Below are 20,245 nucleotides of genomic sequence, written 5' to 3'. Positions count from 1 at the left end.
TTGGAGCGCTTGACTTGCCAATACTATTGCGCACAAATTGGCGCCAATAAATGTGCATAACAAATCGCGGCGGCCGGAGGAACAGTAGATGTCGGGCATCGATCGTAGAAGCTTAATGGTGATGTCGGTTCTCGGCGCCACGATGGGGCTCCGGGGCACGGCCCAGGCGGCGCCGAACGGGTATCCCGAGAATTATCAGAAGATCATCGACGACGCTCATAACGAGGGCAGCCTCCTCATTTACTCGATTATGTCGCCAGAAAACTGGCGTCCCGTGATCGAGGGCTTCAACAAGCTCTACCCGAAGATCAAGGTCGAAACCCTGGATCTCCCCGCCTCCCGCGAGAGCTTCGAGCGATATCTGGCCGAGCGGAGCACCAACAGTCGCACCTGCGACCTCATCGCGACGGCCGATCCGGGCGGATGGATCGATTTCCAGGAGCGCGGTGAAGTCCTCGACTACGTATCGCCTGAAGCGAAGGCCTGGCCGGATTGGTCAAAGCCGTTTCCCGGCGTCTACACCGTCTCGTCCGACCCCATGGCGCTGATCTGGAACAACACGCTGGTGGCCGACGGCAAGCGTCCCAAGACACTTGCCGAGTTCGTCGAGCTTGCGGTCGCAAACGAGAAGACCTGGCGCAACCGCATCACCAGCTACGGCGTGCATCAAACGACTTTCGGCTACGGCATCAGCTACGCGTTCGTGAAGAAGCACGGCGAAAAGGCCTGGGACTGGTTCGCCCAACTTGCAAAGCTTTCGCCCCGATTCGAGCGTTCCGGCGGCCCAATGACCGAGAAGGTCACCTCCGGCGAATACACCATGGGCTTCTTCGTTTCGGCCATCACCTTCTGGCCGCGCCTGAACGATCCGGCGCGGGCAAAGATCCTCGGCTGGAGCTTCATCGGAGACGGTCAGCCGGTCGTGCTGCGTGGCATCGCGATTCCGAAGGGATCGAAGAACGTCAACGCAGCAAAACTGATGCTCGACTACGTCGTCTCGGAGGACGGTCAGCGCGCATTCGGACGGGGCGGCCTGACGCCGGCACGCCCCGGTGTGAAGCCGGGCGACGGAATCCGCCACACCTACTCGTCGATCGTGGAAGCCGTCGGCGAGCAGAACATCTGCTACATCGGCTACGATCGGGACGCGGTGCGGGACTACGACAGCTTCCTCGCGCGCTGGAAAAAGACCTTCAATGTCGCTTGACGCAAGCAGCGCGCTGGGGTCGTCGGTCGCGGACGCCTTGCCGAAGCCGCTGCCCGGCCGCGATACCGTCATCCAGTACGGCATGGCGCTGCTGACAATTGTCCTGATCGCAGCGCCTCTCCTTCCCGTTCTCTATCAATCTTTCCTGGATCGTGCGCTCTACGATTCCGGCCAGCAACTGACGCTGGGCAATTTCGGGCGCCTGCTTCGCACCGACGGCTTCGCGCTCGTCATCTGGAACACGTTCGTGTTCGCCACCCTCACCACCGTGATTTCGCAGACGCTGGGCACGCTGGCGGCGGTGCTGTTCGGCCGCACCGACATGCCGTTTGCGCGGTTGTTTGGCGAGCTCTTCCTGTGGCCGATCTATCTCTCGGCGCTGGTACTGTCGTTCGGCTGGTACACGATCTACGGACCGGCCGGCTACCTCACGCTTCTGGTTCAGTCGATCTTCGACGGCGCGCCATGGAATCTCTACTCCCTGCCGGGCATGGCGATGATCGCGGGCGTCTCGCAAGCACCGGTCGCCTACATCTACTGCATGTCGTCGGCCTCGATCACCGATCCGACTTTGGAGGAAGCCGCGCGCGTGACCGGCGCCGGCACTTTGAGGACCTTGTGGCGGATCACGCTGCCGCTCCTCATGCCGGCGATCGCCTATAGTGCCGTGCTGAACTTCACTGTGGGACTGGAGCTCCTCGCGATTCCGCTGGTGTTCGGCGATCCCGCCGGCATCACTGTGCTGACCACGTTCCTCTACAACAACGGCGTGGCGTCGGCCCGCCCCGATCACGGGCTGGTGGCAACGGCTGCCGCGCTGATGCTTGCCGTCGTCTGCGTGTTGGTGTGGCTACAAGGACGCCTGCTCGGCAATACAAGGCGCTTCGTCACGCTCGGCGGCAAGGCCACGCGACCGCGCCCTTTCCGCCTGAACAACCTGCGCTGGCCGCTTTGCATCGTCTCGGCGATCTACATCACCGCAACTGTCGTGATGCCGATCGGCGCGCTGCTGCTGCGCGCCTTCACGAGCCTGCTGTCGCCGATGGTGCCGATCAGCGAGGTGCTGACGCTCGGCAACTTCGCCAACATGCTCGAATACCCGGTCTACCCGCGTTCGATCTGGAACTCGCTGATCGTCAGTTCGGTCGGTGGCGTCGTCGCCACTGCGATGGTCGCCCTGATCGCCATCATCGTGCTGCGGTCCGACTTCCGCTGGCGTGGCGCGCTGCACTATATCGCGCTGTTTCCCCGCGCCGTGCCAGGCGTCGTCGCCGGCATCGGCTTCTTCTATGCGTTTGCGCTCGTGCCCGGCCTGGGCGGCCTCCGAAACACGATCTGGATTCTGGTTGCCGCCTTCACGATGCACTTCATTCCTGTGGGGCTCGGTGCGGTTGCTCCGATGTTGTTGCAGATGAGCCCGGATTTCGATCGCGCCGCCCGTACGCAGGGCGCGGACTGGTGGACGACGAGCCGGCGCATCGTTTTGCCTTTATTGCGGCCGGCACTGGTTGCCTGCTTCATCATCCTCTTCATCACGTTCTTCAAGGAATACACGACAGCGATCTTCCTGTTCGCACCCGGCAGCGAAGTGATCGGGACCACGCTGCTCCAGGCATGGACGCAGGGCGAGGTCGGTCTGGTGTCCGCGCTGGCGACCATCCAGATCCTGGTGATCGGCGTCTGTGTCACGGCGGCGCGCGCTTTTCTCGGAGTGAAGCTTTATGGCTGAGTTGCTGATTGAGAACCTGCATAAGCGGTACGGACCGGTCAAAGCGATCGACGACGTCAACATCCACGTTGCCGATGGCGAGTTCGTCACGCTGCTGGGGCCGTCGGGGTGCGGCAAATCAACAACGCTCGGCGCCATTGCCGGACTGGATCAACCGACGAGCGGACGCATCCGCGTCGGCAACAAGACCTATTTCGACGGAGAAAAGGGAATCTTCCTGCCGCCGGAAGCGCGCCATTGCGGGCTCGTGTTCCAGAGCTACGCTTTGTGGCCGCACATGACGGTCTATGACAACGTCGTGTTTCCGCTCAAGCTGCGCAAGGTATCGACCGCCGACTGCAGGCGCCGCGTCGAGGAGAGTCTCGCTCTCGTCGAGATGGAGCGCTTTCAGGACCGCTATCCGCATCAGCTCTCGGGCGGCCAGCAGCAGCGTGTCGCGCTCGCGCGAACGTTGGTCTACCAGCCCGAAATCCTCCTGCTCGACGAGCCCCTGTCGAATCTCGACGCAAAGCTGCGCGACCGCGCCCGGACCTGGCTCGCCGAACTGCGCACGCGTCTCGGCCTGACGACGATCTACGTGACGCACGACCAGGTCGAAGCGCTGGCACTGTCCGACCGCATCGTGGTCATGAATGGCGGCCGCATCAGCCAGATCGGCTCGCCCCAAGAGATCTACACGCGGCCGGCAGACAGTTTCGTCGCCGACTTCATCGGAACGACCAATTTCCTCAACGGCGACGTGGTCGGGGCGCCCGACGGCGATGGACAGACACTGGTCAGTCTCGCCGATGGTCAGCGCGTTCTGATCAAGTCCGACAAACGTCCATCCCTCGGCGACAAGGTCACGTTTGCCTATCGCCCCGAGCAGATGCGCCTGGCGGCGGCCAACGATCAGGCGATCGGAGGTTCGATCGTCGAAGCCGACGTGGTCAGCCATTCCTATGTTGGCGGCCGATGGCAAATCGGATTGAGCGTCGGCGGAAATCAGATCCGCATCGAAACCCAGGAGGCAACGACTGACCGCCAGTTGCGCCTGTGGCTGCCTGTCACCGGCGGCATCCTGTTTACAGAACGGAACCATGGCAAATCCCACTGACGCCACCTCTCCCGAAAGCGGACTGCATCAGGCCGATTACACCCCCGGTGTCCGCGGCCCGCTGACAGGGCTCCGCGTCATCGACCTCTCGAGGCTGGTCGCAGGCAATCTGCTCACCCAGCATCTCGCCGACTTCGGCGCCGACGTCATTAAGGTCGAGCCGCGCGAAGGCGATACGCTGCGCGGCTGGCGCACCAAGGGTGTCGAAACCAACTGGAAGATCCATTCGCGCAACAAGCGCAGCATCTGCCTGGAATTCCGTCACGACGAAGCGGTGCCGCTGATCCGCAAGATGATTCCCGGCGCCGCGATGCTGGTCGAGAGTTTCCGTCCCGGCACACTCGAGCAGATGGGGCTCTCGCCGGAGGAACTGCTGCGGCTAGAGCCCAAGCTCGTGATCGTTCGCATATCGGGATGGGGGCAGACCGGCCCCTACCATCGCCGGCCCGGCTTTGGGACGCTGGTGGAGGGCTTCTCCGGCTTCGCCGAGATGAACGGCTTCCCCGATCGTGAGCCGGTATTGCCGCCTATGTATCTGGCCGATGCCCTGTCCGGTCTCACCGGAGCGTTCGCTGCGATGGCGGCGCTGCGGGAAGTCGAGATCAACGGCGGAAAGGGACAGGTGATCGATCTGCCGCTGCTCGATCCGATCGTCAACTCGCTCGGGCCTCAGGCGGCAAATTACCGTTTGACCGGCGTGGTCAAGCCGCGCAGCGGGAGCCGCTCGAGCGGCTCGGTACCGCGCAATGTCTACCGCACGCTCGATGGCGGCTGGGTTTGCCTGTCGGCATCCACGCAAGGCATGGCGATGCGGGTGCTGCGTTCGATCGGCCGCCCGGAGCTCTGCGAGGATCCAAAGTTCAAGACCAACGAGCAGAGGCTCGTCCATGTCGCCGAACTCGACAAGATCATCGGCGATTTCATCGCGACACGAACGGTCGACGACAACGTCGCCTTCTTCGAGGCGGCCGAGGTCACGATCGGCCCGGTCAACGACACCGTCCGCTTGATGAACGATCGCCACGTGCAGGCCCGGGGACTGCTGGCCGACTATCCCGACGAGGACATGGGAACGTTCCCGATGCACGCCGTCCCGGTACGCCTGTCCGAGACTCCCGGAAGCATCCGGACGCCTGCGCCACGCCTCGGTCAGCACAGCCGCACCATCCTGGCCGAAGCCGGCCTCAGCCCTGACGACATCGATGCCGCCCTCGCCTCGGGCGTTGTGAAGGAAACCAGCACATGACAGTTGAACGAAAATTCCCGGTCTGGCGCTCTGCGCTGTTCGTACCCGCAAACGTCGAGCGGTTCGTCGTCAAGGCCGTCGAGCGCGGCGCGGACGCGCTGATCATCGATCTCGAGGACAGCGTGCCGCTGGCTGAAAAGGCCAACGCTCGAAAGCTGATCCCGGGCATCGTGAAGCGCTTTCGCGACACCGGAAGTTCGGATGTCATGGTGCGGATCAACCAGCCGCTCGAATTGGCGGTGCCCGATCTGGAAGCAGCTGTCATCGCCGGCGTGGACGCGATCAAGATCACCAAGGTCGAAGGCGCCGAGCATCTGCGCCTGCTCGACGAGATGGTGACCAGACTGGAGATCGAGCGCGGATTGCCCATCGGCAAGATCTGGTTTGTCGGCCTGATCGAGGCGCCCGGTCCTCTCTCGAGGGCTCACGAGATCGCGCGATCGATCCCGCGACTGGCCGGCATTTCACTGGGTGCGGAAGATTATGCCACCGCCATCGGCGCCAAGCCGACGGAGGAAACCCTGTTGATGCCGAAGCAACAGGTCGTGCAGGCAGCCCGCGCCGCCGGCATCATGCCGCTCGGCACCATCGGCTCAGTCGCCGATTTCTCCGATCTGGAAGGATACACAAGGATCGTCAGGCGCTCTGCGGACTTTGGCTTCGTGGGCTCTGCCTGTATCCATCCGTCGCTGGTGCCGATCCTGAACGAGGGTTTCAGCCCCTCCGCCAAGGAGGTGGCGGACGCCGAGCGCGTCGTTGCGCTCAACAAGCAGGCGGCTGCCGAGGGCCGCGCATCCTTCGCCATCGACGGCAAGATGATTGATATTCCGATCGTGCAGCGCGCCGAAGCGCTGCTCGAACGCGCGCAAGCAATCGCCGCCCGCGCGCATCGCCCTCGTTGATTGTGCCACCCCAGCGCGGCGCGAAGCGCCGTCTCTGGGGGCCAAGGACATTCGATAGAGCGCGCGGCAGCCCTTACGCCACCGCCCTCACCTTGCTGATGAAGCCGTCGACCTCCGACGTCAGCGAGGTCGACTGGCTCGACAGGTTGGCGGCGGCCTTCAACACGCCGGAAGCGGCGCGGCCGGTCTCGTTCGCCGCTGACGATACGGTTGCGATGTTGCGGGTGACGGTCGAGGTCGCTTCCGCCGTGTGCTGCACGGTGTTTGCGATCTCGGCGGTGGCCTTGTTCTGCTCCTCGATGGCGGCGGCGATGACGCGGTTGATGCTCGAGACCTCCTCGATGGTCTTGACGATGCCGTCGATCGCCGAGACCGCCTTCTGCGTCGCCCCCTGGATCTCCGTGATCTGGGCGCTGATCTCTTCGGTCGCCTTCGCCGTCTGGGAGGCCAGGTTCTTCACCTCGCTCGCCACCACCGCAAAACCCCTGCCGGACTCGCCGGCTCGGGCTGCCTCGATCGTCGCGTTCAGCGCCAGCAGGTTGGTCTGGCCGGCGATCGAGGTGATGAGGCCGATGACCTCGCCGATGCGATCGGCGCCGTCGGCAAGCGCGCGCATGGTGCTGTCGGTTTCCTTGACGGTGACGACCGCCTGCTCGGTGGCGCGCGTCGCCTGCTCGACCTGACGGTTGATCTCGCGGATCGAGGCGTTGAGCTCCTCCGCCGCAGCCGCCACGGTCTGCACGCCGCCGCCGACCTGGTCGGCGAGCGTCGAGGCCGAGCCGGCCTGGGTCTGGGCCTCGGCCGCCGTGCCCGACATCGAGCGCGCGGTCGTCTCCAGCTCGCCCGAGGCGCTCGACAGCGTCTGTACCATCTGGCCGATGCGGCTTTCGAATTGCCGCACGAGGCCGGACAATTCGGATGCACGCTTCTCCTTGTCGGCGCGCTCGACGGCCTGGTCGCCGGACAGGCGCTCGGCGTTGATCATGGCCTCCTTGAACACCTGGAGCGCCGCGGCCATGCGGCCGATCTCGTCGTTGCGGCCGAGACCCGGCACCTCGCCGGCGAAATCATGCGCCGCAAAACGGGTCATGACACCGGTGATCGCGGTCAGCGGCCGGGTGACGCGGTTGCGCATCAGCATCAGCCCGCCGATGGTCAGCGCCAGCGAGGCCGGCACCAGCAGGCCGAACAGGATCAGGCTGAAGCGGGCGCGCGAGGCGCCCTCCTCGGCCCGCGAGATCATGTTGGCGAGCGCGGTTTGCGTGACGATGACGACATTGTTGGCGCCGACAAGCTGACGATCGCGGTAGTCGATGCCTGCGACGCCGGCGGGCTCGCCGGCGAGCAGCTTGGTCGCAATGGCATTGCGTTCGTCGCTGAGCGCGCCGGAGATTTCCGGCTCGGCGTTACGGATCGCCTGCAACAGCTCGGGCGAGGCCACATTCGGGCTGAGATCGCGCACGACCACCCAGGACTGCTGGATGCGGCCGCGCAGATCGGCAAAGGTTACGCCATCGGCGGCGGTCCAGGTCTTGTTGGCGAGGATCGAGGAGAACTGAACGAGAATGGTCTGACCTGCGTTGGCGCGGGCCTGCCAGGAGGCCTGCTTGGCGATCAGGAGGCGATCGACCACGGGGTCGATCAGCGTCATCGCGTTGTCGACATGGGCGGTGACGTCGCCGATCGCGTCCATATAGGCGTCGCTGATCTTGGCCCAGCTCGGTTGCAGGTTCGCGTCACGTGCCGCCTTCTCCTGCTTCAGGGCAGTGACCGCGCGCGGCCGCAGCTCCTCGAGCTGCGCTCAGATGCCGCGGAGCTTGTCGAGCTTTTCGGCAAGACCGGGCGCTTCAGCGGAAGCGAGGCTCTGCAAGGCCTGCGCGTAATTCTTCTGCACCGTGGCTCGCTGCTCGGCGATGCTGTTCATGACGGTGTCGGGCGCGGGGGCGGCCGACGCCAGATAGCTCAGCGTGTCACCGCGCTCCAGGCGGAAAATCACGAGCGTATTGGTCAGGTCGCGGCTGGCGACCGCGAGCGAGACGATGCGGTTGCTGTCCGAGTAGCGGGTGACCGCGAGCTTCAGCGCATAGGCACAGATGACGACGAGGACGAGACCGAGAGACCCAACAACCGCCCCGAGGATGCGCGCGACCGAACGCTGCTTTTGCATCGACTGATCCATATTGCCGCCAAGACGCGGTTCGCGGACAATCTACGGAGCGAACGATGAGATTTGATTTAAGATTGAACGGCTTTGGCTACCAATCTCTTCCGGGAAAATACGGAAACCGGTAGTTCGATACTCCCTCAGACCCGTGCGTCCGAGGGTGCCCGCTGCTTGAGCAGCCGGGCGCAGACGAGACCAAGCGTCACCATGATCGCGGCGCTCGCGAGCAGGGTCGAGACCTTGCCACCGTGCTGGAGGCCAAGGCCATAGGCGATCGGGCCAACGGTCTGCCCCATGAAGAAGAAGAACGAATGCAGCGACATCGCCGTTGCCCGCGCCCCGATCGACAGCTCGCTGGCAAACACCTGCAGGCAGCCGTGGATCATGTAGAAGCCCCAGCCCATCGCCAGCATGCTGGCGAATTGCAGCTTCCATCCGGGACCGAAGGCGAGCACGCCGAGCTGCAGTCCGACGAGGCCTGCGCCCGCAATCATCATGCCCTTGACGCCGAGCCACGGCAGGAAGCGTGAGACCGTGAAGGTGTAGAACAGTCCGCCGATCGCAAAGCCCGCGATCACGATGCCCGCGATCGACGGCGACTTCTCGCCGAGATCGAACAGCAGCGCGGCGATGAACGGAAACAGGCCGAATACGCAGCAGCCCTCGACGAACACCGCCGAGTAGCAATAGCGCGTGTTGGGGTTGGCGAAGATGGTCCGGTAGCCCTGCCGCAGGGCCTTCAGATCGGTCTTCGGCGGCGCTGTCAGCGCGGCGCCGCGAAAGCCCGCGGCCACCGCAACGGCCGCGATCAGGCCGAGCGCGCCGAGCATCATGAGCACACCGCGCCAGCCGATGAGTTCACCGATGATGCCGGAGGCGGTCGCGCCGAGCAGATTGCCGGTCATCGAACCCGCAAGCGTGCGGCCGATCGCGACCTGCCGCTTGGCGGGTGCAACGAGGTCGGCGGTCAGGCCGAGAGCGACCGGAAACACGCCACCGGAGGCGATACCGGCAAGGATGCGGCTCGCGAACAGGCCCGAGAAGGTGGTCGCGACCGCGCCAAGAATGCAGGAGACGCCAAGCAGCGCCAGGCACAGTGTCATCAACCGCGCCTTGCCGAACAGATCGGCAGCCGCGCCGATCACCGGCTGAACCAGCGCGTAGATCAAGGCGTAGCCGGCCGCGATGCTGGCGGCCGTCGCGATACTGATCGAAAAATCCTCAGCGACATGCGGCAGGACGGGATCGAGCGCACGCGTGGACAACGCCGCCGAGAAGCTCGCGAGCGCGATGATATTGATCGCGGGCGGAAACTTCTGATCGGACGACGGCCCGGTCGCAGGCTGGGACATCAGCGCGTTGTGCTTTTCGTCACCGCGTCGAATGCCATCAGCGTGCGGATCAGCCCTTCGAACTCGCGCAGCGGCACCATGTTGGACCCGTCCGAGGGCGCGCGATCAGGGTCGGGATGGGTCTCGATGAAGACGCCGGCAACGCCGACCGCGACGGCTGCGCGCGCCAGCACCGGCACGAACTCACGCTCGCCGCCCGAGGACGTCCCCTTCCCGCCCGGCTGCTGCACCGAATGGGTGGCGTCGAAGATCACGGGCGCGCCGGTGGTGCGCGCCAGGATCGGCAGCGCGCGCATGTCGGAGACCAGCGTGTTGTAGCCGAACGAGGCGCCGCGCTCGGTGACGAGCACATTGGGATTGTTCGCGGTCGTGATCTTGGTCACGACATTGGCCATGTCCCAGGGCGCGAGGAATTGCCCCTTCTTGACGTTGACGACCTTGCCCGTCGCGGCGGCCGCCAGCAGCAAATCGGTCTGCCGGCACAGGAAGGCCGGGATCTGGAGGATGTCCACGGCTTGCGCCACCTCGGCGCACTGCGCGGCGTCATGCACGTCGGTCAGGACCGGCAAGCCGAGAGAGGCGCGGATCTCGGCGAAGATCGGCAGCGACTGTGCGAGCCCGAGACCGCGTGCCGCCGACGCGCTGGTGCGGTTGGCCTTGTCGAACGAGGTCTTGTAGACGAGGCCGATATTCAGCCGCGCGGCGATCTCCTTCAGCGCGGAGGCCACCTCCAGCGCATGCTGGCGGCTTTCGAGCTGGCACGGCCCGGCAATGATCGAGATCGGCAGATCATTGCCGAACTTGACCGTGCCAATGGTGACGACCGGCGCTGCTGACGTCGAAGAGCTCAAGGCGAATTCCCTCGTTTCGCCGCGACCATAGCCGCCATCAGGGTCGGATCAACCCCATTCGCCCCGGGCCACCCGAATATCAGGGTTGCGCCGGGGTTCCGTGCGAGGCCCTTGCGCCGGCGGCCCCTTACTTCACCGCCGAGAAGGCGGTCGGCGTCAGGAGCTGGCTGACGATGTTGCCGACGATCTGGCCGTCCGCTTCGCTCTCGGCACGCGCCTTCATCCAGTCCGGGTCGGTCATGAACTTGCCCCACTTCGCTTCGCGGTCGGCGAGCGAATCCCACGCCAGGAAATAGGTCAGCTCCTGGTTGGAATCACCGATCAGCGTGGTGAAGAAGCCGGCCTGCTTGATGCCGTGCTTCTCCCAGAGCTTCAGCGTGACCGTCTCGAACCGCTTCAGGAGCGCCGGCAGGCGGCCGGGCACGCAACGGTAGATGCGCATTTCATAGATCATTCTTGTTCCTCCCTGATGACGTCGGGGGTTATAACGGCTGGCCGTGACGGTGTCTTCGGCGCTGCCCGATACCGCCCGCGGCGTCTGGCGCATGGCTTGCCGGCCCCGATCGCACCCGGTTCCCGTAATGCTGCCGCAATGATACTGCCGCTACAACGCCTCGGTTGAGGCTCAGGTGCGGATCATGCGGATTTTGCTCGTCGAGGATGAAGCGGAGATGGCCGGGGCGCTGGCCTCGGCGCTCAAGCGGTACGACATGATCGTTGATCACGTGCCAACGCTTGCCGAGGCCGAAGAGGCCATTTCCGCCGACGTGCACGCCGCCGTACTGCTCGATCGCCAGCTGCCCGACGGCGACGGTCTTGCCCTGATCCCGAAACTGAGAGCGCGCGCCGACGGTGTGCCGATCATCGTGTTGACGGCACGCGGCGAGCTCGCCGATCGCGTCGCCGGGCTCGACAGCGGAGCGGATGATTATCTCGCAAAGCCATTCGCGGTCGAGGAATTGCTGGCGCGCCTGCGCGCGGTGTTGCGCCGGCCCGCCGGGGTTCAGCCCGATATCATCCGCGCCGGCCGCCTCGCCTTCGACTTCGGCCATCGCGAGGCGAGCGTCGACGGGGCTCCGCTCGAACTGCCGCGGCGGGAGCTCCTTGTGCTCGAAGCCCTGGTCCGCCGTATGGGCCGGACCGTGCTGCGATCGGCGCTGGAGGAAGCGGTCTACAGTTTCGACGACGAGATCCAGTCGAACGCACTCGATACGCATGTCTCGCGGCTGCGCCGCAAGCTTGCCGAAGCCGACGCGCACGTGGAGATCCACGGCATCCGCGGCGTCGGCTATCTCCTGAAGAAACTGCCGTGAGCAGGCACGCCGACCCATATTGCCTGCGCTCTCGGCTGAGCTGGCGCCTGCTTTCGCTCCAGGCCGCGCTGTTGGTCGCTTTGGTCGTCGTCATCATCGGCGCGCTGTGCGCTACGGGCTTCGTGCTGGTCCAACGGGACGAAGACCGCGTGATCGACGTCGTGCAGAGCGCGCTCGCGCGCGACGCAGCCGGCGGCCTGACGCTGCGGCCGACGGCTGAGCTGAAAGCGTTGCGCGAGGAGGCCCCCGACCTCTGGTTGCTGGTTCGCGACAGGCAGGGGCATTCGCTCAGTGAAGGCCCCGTGCCGGCTGAATTCGCCGGGATCGGCGGCGCCCTCGACCAGATCAGCCAGGCGCGGCTCGGCTGGCAGCTCTTCGAGGACGATCCACGCAAGCCGGCGGCGCGGTTGAAGCGCATCGACACGGCCGCCGGCAACGTGCAGGTTATCACGGCGACGCAGGGGAAGCTCAGCGGCGCCAAGGCGGTGTTCACGACGTCGCTCGTGTTGCTGGGCATCGCGCTCCCCGGCCTGCTGTTGATGGGGACCGCGACGTTCATCGCGACGCCGATGGTCGTGCAGCGCGCTTTCAGAGGATTGGACGCGACCGCAGACCAGGCCCGGCGTATCGATATCCATCAGCGCGGCGCGCGGCTGTCGGTGGAGCAGATTCCGCTCGAGGTGGTGCCGCTCGTGGCCGCGGTCAATGACGCTCTCGCGCGGCTCGATCAGGGTTACGCCCGCCACAAGCGCTTCGTTGCCGACGCCGCGCACGAGCTGCGTACGCCGATCGCGATCCTGAACACGCGCCTGGAGTCATTGCCGTCGGGACCGGACAAGACCCGCCTGATCGAGGATGCGGCGCGGCTCGCGACGCTTGCCGAGCAATTGCTGGATATCCAGCGGCTCGACCGTTGCGGGCATCCATTCGTGCCGGTCGACCTGGTCTCCGTCGCGCAAGGCGTTGCCGCCGACCTCGCACCGCTGGCGATTGCGGCTGGCTATGAGCTATCCTTCGACGCACCGGCGGCGCGGATCGACGTGCTCGGCGACGCGGCCGCGCTCGAACGCGCGCTGACCAACCTCGTGCAGAATGCCATCCAGCACGGCCCTCGCCGCGGCACGATCGTCATTCGCGTCAGCCGTCCCGCCAGCATCGAGGTCACCGACGAGGGCGCGGGCATTCCGGCCGATCAGCGCGAGCTGATCTTCGAGCCGTTCTACCGGCTCACGCCGCTCGATCGCGGCGCCGGCCTCGGCCTCAACATGGTGCACGAGATCATGCTCCTCCATGGCGGTCACGTTTCGGTCCTGGACGGACCGAACGGCGGTGCGTGCTTCAGGATGACGCTGCCGCCCCTGCAACAGGGCTGATTCAATTCGTCTCTGCGTCTCAAGCGCAATGCTGTCGCAATGCGCTCAGGCGACTCTTCGACCGCCTCACCTCTGCTTTGCGAGGCGCAATCGAAATGCCGGAGTGCGCATGCCCAACGATTTCCTCTCATTCTTCCTGTCCTGGATGTCGGCCCCGCGGCGGGTCGGCGCGATCGCGCCTTCGGGCGCTGCCCTAGCCGATCTCATCACCCGCGAGATCACCGCAACGACAGGCCCGATCCTCGAGCTCGGCCCCGGCACCGGCGCTTTCACCTACAAGCTTCTGAAACGCGGCGTGCGCCAGCAGGACCTCACGCTGATCGAATACGGCTCGGACTTCACCAAGCTCCTGCAAATCCGTTTTCCCGGCGCGCGCGTGTTGTGGATGGATGCAGGACGGCTCACGACGGAGCGGCTCTATGACGGCGCGCCGGTCGGCGCCGTGGTCAGCGGCCTGCCGCTGCTCAATATGTCGACGCGCAAGGTCGTCTCCATTATCGGCGGTGCGTTCCGTTACGTCCGCCCGGGAGGCGCGTTCTATCAGTTCACCTACGGGATGAGCTGCCCCGTGCCGCGGCCCGTGCTCGACCGGCTGGGCTTGCGGGCAAAGCTGGTGGATCGCGCCTTGCTGAACGTGCCGCCGGCCGCCGTCTACAAGCTGACGCGACGGCCGCAGATGAAGATCGTCACGGGAACGCTTGCGCCCGATGCCTCAATGCCGGTCGCGCCGGCGCAGATGCACCTCGTGCGCGACTACACCACCGCGCCCTGAGACATCACACCAGACGCGACTGCACCATCGCCGCCTGAATGAACGAGGCGAAGAGAGGATGAGGCTCAAAAGGCCGCGACTTCAGCTCGGGGTGGAACTGGACGCCGATGAACCAGGGATGATCCTCGTACTCGACGATCTCCGGCAGCACGCCGTCGGGCGAGAGGCCGGAGAATTTCAGTCCGTGCTGCTCGAGGCGATCCTTGTAGGCGGTGTTGACCTCGTAGCGGTGGCGGTGGCGCTCGGAAATCTCGGTCGCGCCGCCATAGACCTGCGAGACGCGGCTGCCGCGGTTGAGCGCCGCGGGATAGGCGCCCAGACGCATCGTGCCGCCGAGATCGCCGGCCTTGGAGCGCTTCTCGAGCTCGTTGCCGCGCAGCCATTCGGTCATCAGGCCGACCAGCGGCTCCTTAGTCGGGCCGAACTCGGTGGAGTTGGCGTCCTCGATGCCGACGAGGTTTCGTGCGGCTTCGATCACCGCCATCTGCATGCCGAAGCAGATGCCGAAATACGGCACGTCGCGCTCACGCGCGAACTGCGCCGCACGGATCTTGCCCTCGGCACCGCGCTGGCCGAAGCCGCCCGGCACCAGAATGCCGTTGACGTGTTCGAGGAACGGCGCGGGATCTTCCTTCTCGAAGATCTCGCTCTCGATCCAGTCGAGATTGACCTTCACCTTGTTGGCGATGCCGCCATGCGAGAGCGCCTCGATCAGCGACTTATACGCATCCTTCATGCCGGTATATTTGCCGACGATGGCGATGGTGACGTTGCCTTCGGGATTGCGGACGCGCTCGTTGATCTGCTGCCAGCTTCGCAGCTCCGGCGGAATCCGCGAGCCGATGCCGAAGGCGGCGAGCACTTCGTCGTCCAGGCCCGCGTTGTGATAGGCCTCGGGCACGGCGTAGATGTTGTCGACATCGCGCGCCTCGATCACGGCGCTTTCGCGCACGTTGCAGAACAGCCCCAGCTTGCGCCGCTCTTCCTTCGGGATCTCGCGGTCGGTGCGGCAGAGCAGGATGTCCGGCTGGATGCCGATCGAGCGCAGCTCCTTCACCGAGTGCTGCGTCGGCTTGGTCTTCAGCTCGCCCGCGCTAGGGATGTAAGGCAGCAGCGTCAGATGGATGTAGACGGCATGATCGCGCGGCAGCTCGTTCTTGAGCTGACGAATCGCCTCGAAGAAAGGCAGGCCCTCGATGTCGCCGACGGTGCCGCCGATCTCGACCAGCACGAAGTCGTAATCGTCATTGCCGGAGAGGACGAATTCCTTGATGGCGTTGGTGACGTGCGGAACCACCTGGATGGTCGCGCCGAGATAATCGCCGCGCCGCTCCTTGGAGATGATGTCCTGGTAGATGCGCCCGGTGGTGATGTTGTCTTGCTTGGTCGCAGGCCGGCCGGTGAAGCGCTCGTAGTGACCGAGATCGAGATCGGTCTCCGCGCCGTCATCGGTCACGAACACTTCGCCGTGCTGATACGGCGACATCGTTCCGGGATCGAGGTTGAGATAGGGGTCGAGCTTGCGGAGGCGGACCTTGTAGCCCCGGGCTTGCAACAGGGCACCGAGTGCCGCTGAAGCCAGACCTTTGCCGAGCGAAGAGACCACGCCGCCGGTGATGAATATGTACCGCGCCATGGGACTTAACCTCTAATCCCTCGAATTCGATTCGCCAAAGCGATTCGTATTCCGCCCCAAATAATTTGCGGGCCTGTGGGTGAGCCAAAACTAAGAGTGGTGACAGAGCCTTGATGGGGATTTTTGATGCAGGACGGTAGAAGCCGCCCTGCATGGCCCCCCTGCTTTATTGCGAGCGCGGCACCTGCGGGCCGGCTGGCGCCTGGTTCTGCTGCTGTTCGTCAGCCTTCTTCAGCGAATCCAGGATGCCGCCCGAGGTCGGCGGCGCGATCGGGGCGCCTCCGGCCGGCTGGGTCTGGGACGCCGGCGCGCCGATGATCGACGAAGGCGCCCGGTTGTAGCCGGCATGCCAGGACAGGAACAGGCTGGTGAGGAAGAAGCCCCCAGCCAGGATCGCGGTGGTCCGCGTCAAAAGGTTCGCGGTGCCGCGGCTCGACATGAAGCCTGCGCCTCCGCCCATGCCGAGGCCGCCGCCTTCCGACTTCTGAAGCAGGACGGCGCCGATCATGACGGCGACGATCATGAGGTGAATGACGATGACAACAGTCTGCATAGTGTCCTTCCGTCACAAGCCGACAGCGCCGAGACGGCGGCCGATCGCGCTTCGCGGGTTTTCCTGAAGTTGCGCGGTGTTACACGATCAGAAGAGGCATTGCCACCCCCCGATCGGCCACGGCCGCGCTTTGAGATTAGCTAGGGGCAGCCCTTCGCAATCGCAAGGAAATCGGCCGCCTTCAGGCTGGCGCCGCCGACCAGCGCGCCGTTGACGTTTTTCACGGACATCAGCTCGGCCGCGTTCGACGGCTTGACCGAGCCGCCATAGAGGATCCGCATCCTGGCCCCGTCTGCCCTGAACCGGGAGGTCAGGAGTTCCCGGATAAAGCCATGAATCTGCTCGACATCCTGGGCCGTCGGGGTCAGGCCGGTGCCGATCGCCCAGACCGGCTCATAGGCCACGACCAGGTTGGCGGCGGTCGAGCCGTCCGGCAGCGAGCCGTCGAGCTGACCGCGCAGGATGTCCAGTGTCTGGCCGGCATCGCGCTGGCCTTGCGTCTCACCGATGCAGACGATCGCGGTGACGCCGGCGCGCCAGGCGGCCTCGGCCTTCTGCCGGATCAGGGCATCGCCCTCGCCATGGTCGGCGCGGCGCTCGGAATGGCCGACAATGATGGCGGTCGCACCGGCATCGGCCAGCATTTCGGCTGCGATATCGCCGGTATGGGCGCCGGAGGCCTTGGGGTGGCAATCCTGCGCCCCCACCGCGACCTTGCTGCCGCGCGCCTTGTCGGCGAAGGCCGCGATCAGGGTCGCCGCCGGGCAGACCAGCAGGTCGGCCTTGGCGGCCACCTCTGCCGCGCCTTTGAGCATGGCGTCGAATTCGGCAGCCGAGCCCTTGAGGCCGTTCATTTTCCAATTGCCGGCGATCAGCGGTCGGATGGCGTCGGTCATGTCAATTTCCAGCAAAATGAGGTTTGTGCATGCGCTAGCAGAGCTGTCGCGGCAGTTCCAGAGAGCTAAGGCTTTTAACCGCAGCGTCGAGGGACCGCGTGGCCTGAGGTTGCGGGGGGAAAGCCGCCACTTTATGATGATTGATCAATTTGGTGACGCGCTTTTGCGGAATCTGCATTAAGACGCGCTCCCGTTCCCCTCCTGCCAAACAAGTTGGACCAAATGCTTCGAGGAATGCGCAAGGCCTCATCAAACTGGCTCGGCAAGACCATTATGGCCGTGGTGATGGGCGTGTTGATCATCAGTTTCGGCGTTTGGGGCATCGCCGACATCTTCAAAGGCTTCGGGCAGTCCACGGTGGCCAAGGTCGGCAGCACCGAGATTTCGTTGAACGAGTTCCGGCAGACCTATACCGACCGGCTGCAACAGATCAGCCGCCAGTTCGGCCGGCCGCTGACGCCTGACCAGGCGCGTGCCTTCGGCCTCGACCGCCAGGTGCTCCAGCAGACGATCGCGGAAGCCGCCCTCGACGAAGAAGCCCGCCGGCTCGGGCTCGGCCAGTCCGACGAGCAGATCCGCCAGGTCATCATGAACGACCCCAACTTCAAAGGCGTCGGCGGCAGCTTCGATCCGAACCGCTTCCAGGCCGTGATCCGCAATTTCGGCTATACCGAGCAGCGCTACGTCTCCGAGCAGCGCAAGGTGTCGCTGCGCCGGCAGATCACCGGCACGATCGGCGCCGGCCTCGAACCGCCGAAGGCCATGATCGACGTGCTGACGCGCTTCCAGAACGAGCAGCGCGCGATCGAATTCGTCAGGCTCGACGCCGCGCAGGCCGGCACCATCGACGCTCCCTCGCCCGAAGCCCTCGCCGCCTATTTCGAGGATCACAAGGTCCAGTTCCGCGCGCCCGAATATCGCAAGATTTCCTTTGTCGTGGTCTCGCCGGAAGAGATCGGCAAATGGAGCGAGGTCTCCGACGGGGACGCCAAGAAAGTGTTCGACCAGCGCAAGGACCGGCTCGGCACGCCGGAGAAGCGCCAGATCCATCAGATCGTATTCCCCAACGTCGCCGAGGCGCAGGCCGCACGCGAGCGTCTCGCCGGCGGAATGTCGTTCGAGGACCTCGGCAAGGAGCGCGGGCTGAGCAGCTCCGATGTCGACCTCGGGCTCGTGACCAAATCGTCGCTCGACCCCGCGGTCGGCGATGCCGCCTTCGCGCTTCCCGCGGGCGAGATCAGCCAGCCGATCCAGGGCCGTCTCGGCACCTCCATCGTCAAGGTCGACAAGATCGAACCGGGCAGTGAAGCGAACTACGCCAGCCTCGCCGGCGACATCAAGCGCGAGATCGCCACCGAGCGCGCCCGCGTCAAGGTCAACGATCTCCGCGACAAGATGGAAGACGAGCGCGGCGGCGGCGCCAGCGTGATCGACGCGGCGCAGAAGCTCGGCCTCACTGCCGTGACCATCGACGCCGTCGACCGCTCCGGCCGTGCCCCGAACGGCCAGCCAGTCACCAGCATCCCGCAGGGCCTCGACGTGGTGTCGCAGGCCTTCAACACCGATGTCGGCGTCGACAACGACGCGATCTCGTTCAAGGGCGGCTATGTCTGGTACGACGTGCTCGCCATCACGCCCTCGCGCGACCGCAATCTCGACGAGGTGCGCGACCAGGTCGAGGCGCGCTGGCGCCAGGACCAGATCGCCGCCAAGCTGAAGACCAAGGCGACCGAGATGGTGCAGAAGCTCGAACAGGGCGGCAAGCTCGCTGACGAGGCCGCCGCGATCAACGCCAAGGTCGAGACCGCCTCCGGCTTCAAGCGCGACGACTCGCCCGCCGGCGTGCCCGCCAGCGTCGTTGCGGCCGCCTTCCGCACCGCCAAGGACGGGGTCGGACAGACCGCGGTGAGCGGCGGCAGCGAGGTGATCGTCTTCCGCGTCACCGACATCGTCGAACCCGCGGTCGACGCCGCGTCCGACGCGGTGAAGAAGCTGAAGGACAGCCTCGACCGCGCGTTGACCGACGAGCAGGTCGCCTCCTACGTCAACAAGCTTGAAACCGACATCGGGACCACCATTAATCAGGCCGCCTTCGCGCAGGTGACCGGCGCGAACCAGTGAATTGAAAGCACGCGATGGACGACCTGAAATCGATCATTGGAAAAGTGGCGACCGGCGCCAGCCTGTCGCGTGACGAAGCGGCTTCCGCCTTCGACGCCATGATGTCCGGCGAGGCCACGCCCTCGCAGATGGGTGGCCTCCTGATGGCGCTGCGGGTGCGCGGCGAGACCGTGGACGAAATCACCGGCGCGGTCTCGGCGATGCGTTCCAAGATGCTCACGGTCGACGCACCCGCGGACGCCGTCGACATCGTCGGCACCGGTGGTGACGGCTCCGGCTCGGTCAACGTCTCGACCTGCGCGTCCTTCATTGTCTCGGGCACCGGCCTGCCGGTGGCCAAGCACGGCAACCGTGCGCTGTCGTCGCGCTCGGGCGCCGCCGACGTGCTGGCGTCGCTCGGCGTGAAGATCGACCTCAGGCCCGAGCAGGTCGGCCGCTGTGTGCGCGAATGCGGCATCGGCTTCATGTTCGCACCTGCCCATCATCCGGCGATGAAGAACGTCGGCCCGACCCGGGTCGAGCTTGCGACACGTACGATCTTCAATCTGCTCGGCCCCTTGTCGAACCCGGCCGGCGTCAAGCGCCAGATGGTCGGCGTGTTCTCGCGGCAATGGGTGCAGCCGCTGGCGCAGGTGCTGAAAAACCTCGGCTCGGAATCCGCCTGGGTGGTGCATGGCTCCGACGGCCTCGACGAGATCACCCTCACGGGCCCGACCTTCGTCTCCGCGCTCCACAATAGCGAGATCCGGAATTTCGAGGTGACGCCGGAGGACGCCGGCCTGCCGCGCTGCGATCCCGGTGCGCTCAGGGGCGGCGACGCCGACGCCAATGCGATCGCCTTGCAAAGCGTGCTCGACGGCAAGCCGAGCCCCTATCGAGACGTCGCGCTGATCAACGCCGCCGCCGCGCTGGTCGTGGCCGGCCGCGCCAAGGACCTCAAGGAGGGCGTTGCGATCGGTGCGAAGTCGCTCGACAGCGGCGCCGCGAGCGCGCGGCTGAAGCATTTGATCGCGATCTCGAACGGCTGAACCTGA

The 20,245-nt window shown here is 65.3% G+C and carries 18 protein-coding genes; 10 read left to right on the top strand and 8 right to left on the bottom strand.

The window, feature by feature from the left end; translation table 11 throughout:
- The first annotated feature begins 88 nt into the window (after positions 1-88).
- Genes ABIB99_RS07975 through ABIB99_RS07955 form a run of 5 tightly spaced genes read left to right on the top strand, consistent with a single transcriptional unit; the run spans position 89 to position 6,180 of the window.
- Entirely contained in the window at positions 89-1,207 is a 1,119-nt protein-coding gene (locus ABIB99_RS07975; protein ID WP_224517275.1) for an ABC transporter substrate-binding protein, read from the top strand.
- Entirely contained in the window at positions 1,197-2,936 is a 1,740-nt protein-coding gene (locus tag ABIB99_RS07970) for an ABC transporter permease (RefSeq protein ID WP_063983070.1), read from the top strand. Before ABIB99_RS07975 ends, ABIB99_RS07970 begins: the two co-directional genes overlap by 11 nt.
- The gene (locus tag ABIB99_RS07965) at positions 2,929-4,032 is read left to right on the top strand and encodes an ABC transporter ATP-binding protein (RefSeq protein WP_063983069.1); all 1,104 of its coding nucleotides are present in this window, start codon (positions 2,929-2,931) and stop codon (positions 4,030-4,032) included. The genes ABIB99_RS07970 and ABIB99_RS07965 overlap by 8 nt, the downstream gene beginning before the upstream one ends.
- The gene (locus ABIB99_RS07960) at positions 4,016-5,278 is read left to right on the top strand and encodes a CaiB/BaiF CoA transferase family protein (protein ID WP_028156065.1); all 1,263 of its coding nucleotides are present in this window, start codon (positions 4,016-4,018) and stop codon (positions 5,276-5,278) included. Before ABIB99_RS07965 ends, ABIB99_RS07960 begins: the two co-directional genes overlap by 17 nt.
- On the top strand, positions 5,275-6,180 hold the full coding sequence (locus tag ABIB99_RS07955; RefSeq protein ID WP_014494995.1) for an HpcH/HpaI aldolase/citrate lyase family protein: 906 nt from the start codon (positions 5,275-5,277) through the stop codon (positions 6,178-6,180). Before ABIB99_RS07960 ends, ABIB99_RS07955 begins: the two co-directional genes overlap by 4 nt.
- Positions 6,181-6,253: 73 nt before the next feature.
- On the opposite strand, the gene ABIB99_RS07950 is transcribed toward ABIB99_RS07955, so the two are convergent.
- The 5 genes from ABIB99_RS07950 to ABIB99_RS07930 all read right to left on the bottom strand — a co-directional run bounded on the left by ABIB99_RS07950 (position 6,254) and on the right by ABIB99_RS07930 (position 11,001).
- A complete protein-coding gene (locus ABIB99_RS07950) occupies positions 6,254-7,873 on the bottom strand; it encodes a methyl-accepting chemotaxis protein (protein ID WP_354175399.1) in 1,620 nt (539 codons plus the stop codon).
- A 108-nt stretch (positions 7,874-7,981) separates the two neighbouring features.
- A complete protein-coding gene (locus ABIB99_RS07945) occupies positions 7,982-8,347 on the bottom strand; it encodes a hypothetical protein (protein ID WP_354175398.1) in 366 nt (121 codons plus the stop codon).
- A 137-nt stretch (positions 8,348-8,484) separates the two neighbouring features.
- A complete protein-coding gene (locus tag ABIB99_RS07940) occupies positions 8,485-9,696 on the bottom strand; it encodes an MFS transporter (RefSeq protein WP_354175396.1) in 1,212 nt (403 codons plus the stop codon).
- Positions 9,696-10,547, bottom strand: a complete 852-nt coding sequence (gene kdsA / locus ABIB99_RS07935) for a 3-deoxy-8-phosphooctulonate synthase (RefSeq protein ID WP_354175395.1) — start codon at positions 10,545-10,547, stop codon at positions 9,696-9,698. Before kdsA ends, ABIB99_RS07940 begins: the two co-directional genes overlap by 1 nt.
- Before the next feature lie 127 nt (positions 10,548-10,674).
- On the bottom strand, positions 10,675-11,001 hold the full coding sequence (locus ABIB99_RS07930) for an NIPSNAP family protein (RefSeq protein WP_085404601.1): 327 nt from the start codon (positions 10,999-11,001) through the stop codon (positions 10,675-10,677).
- 184 nt (positions 11,002-11,185) lie between these two features.
- Here ABIB99_RS07930 and ABIB99_RS07925 point away from each other — a divergent pair, with 184 nt between their 5' ends.
- The 3 genes from ABIB99_RS07925 to ABIB99_RS07915 all read left to right on the top strand — a co-directional run bounded on the left by ABIB99_RS07925 (position 11,186) and on the right by ABIB99_RS07915 (position 14,005).
- Complete coding sequence (locus tag ABIB99_RS07925) at positions 11,186-11,860, top strand: response regulator transcription factor (protein ID WP_063983064.1); 675 nt, start codon at positions 11,186-11,188, stop codon at positions 11,858-11,860.
- Complete coding sequence (locus ABIB99_RS07920) at positions 11,857-13,233, top strand: sensor histidine kinase (protein ID WP_354175394.1); 1,377 nt, start codon at positions 11,857-11,859, stop codon at positions 13,231-13,233. Before ABIB99_RS07925 ends, ABIB99_RS07920 begins: the two co-directional genes overlap by 4 nt.
- A gap of 109 nt (positions 13,234-13,342) precedes the next feature.
- The gene (locus ABIB99_RS07915; RefSeq protein WP_354096062.1) at positions 13,343-14,005 is read left to right on the top strand and encodes a class I SAM-dependent methyltransferase; all 663 of its coding nucleotides are present in this window, start codon (positions 13,343-13,345) and stop codon (positions 14,003-14,005) included.
- Between the two features lie 4 nt (positions 14,006-14,009).
- On the opposite strand, the gene pyrG is transcribed toward ABIB99_RS07915, so the two are convergent.
- The 3 genes from pyrG to tpiA form a co-directional block, all read right to left on the bottom strand.
- Entirely contained in the window at positions 14,010-15,641 is a 1,632-nt protein-coding gene (pyrG, locus tag ABIB99_RS07910) for a CTP synthase (RefSeq protein WP_014494987.1), read from the bottom strand.
- A 166-nt stretch (positions 15,642-15,807) separates the two neighbouring features.
- Positions 15,808-16,194, bottom strand: a complete 387-nt coding sequence (secG, locus tag ABIB99_RS07905) for a preprotein translocase subunit SecG (protein ID WP_063983061.1) — start codon at positions 16,192-16,194, stop codon at positions 15,808-15,810.
- Between the two features lie 140 nt (positions 16,195-16,334).
- Positions 16,335-17,090 (bottom strand): triose-phosphate isomerase, encoded by a 756-nt coding sequence (gene tpiA, locus ABIB99_RS07900; RefSeq protein WP_354175392.1) that lies wholly within the window; start codon positions 17,088-17,090, stop codon positions 16,335-16,337.
- Between the two features lie 222 nt (positions 17,091-17,312).
- On the opposite strand from tpiA, the gene ABIB99_RS07895 reads away from it, so the two are divergent.
- Together ABIB99_RS07895 and trpD are read left to right on the top strand one after the other, a co-directional pair.
- Complete coding sequence (locus ABIB99_RS07895; protein WP_354130219.1) at positions 17,313-19,211, top strand: SurA N-terminal domain-containing protein; 1,899 nt, start codon at positions 17,313-17,315, stop codon at positions 19,209-19,211.
- Between the two features lie 14 nt (positions 19,212-19,225).
- Positions 19,226-20,239 carry an anthranilate phosphoribosyltransferase gene (gene trpD / locus ABIB99_RS07890; RefSeq protein ID WP_354175390.1) on the top strand — a complete coding sequence of 338 codons (1,014 nt, stop codon included), beginning with the start codon at positions 19,226-19,228 and terminating at the stop codon, positions 20,237-20,239.
- Positions 20,240-20,245: the final 6 nt, after the last annotated feature.

Origin of the sequence: Bradyrhizobium sp. LA6.1 (genome assembly GCF_040547805.1) — a bacterium.
GTDB classification, from domain to species: domain Bacteria; phylum Pseudomonadota; class Alphaproteobacteria; order Rhizobiales; family Xanthobacteraceae; genus Bradyrhizobium; species Bradyrhizobium barranii.
The sequence above is the reverse complement of the archived record's forward strand: the minus strand, read 5'-3'. Positions and strand labels throughout refer to the sequence as shown.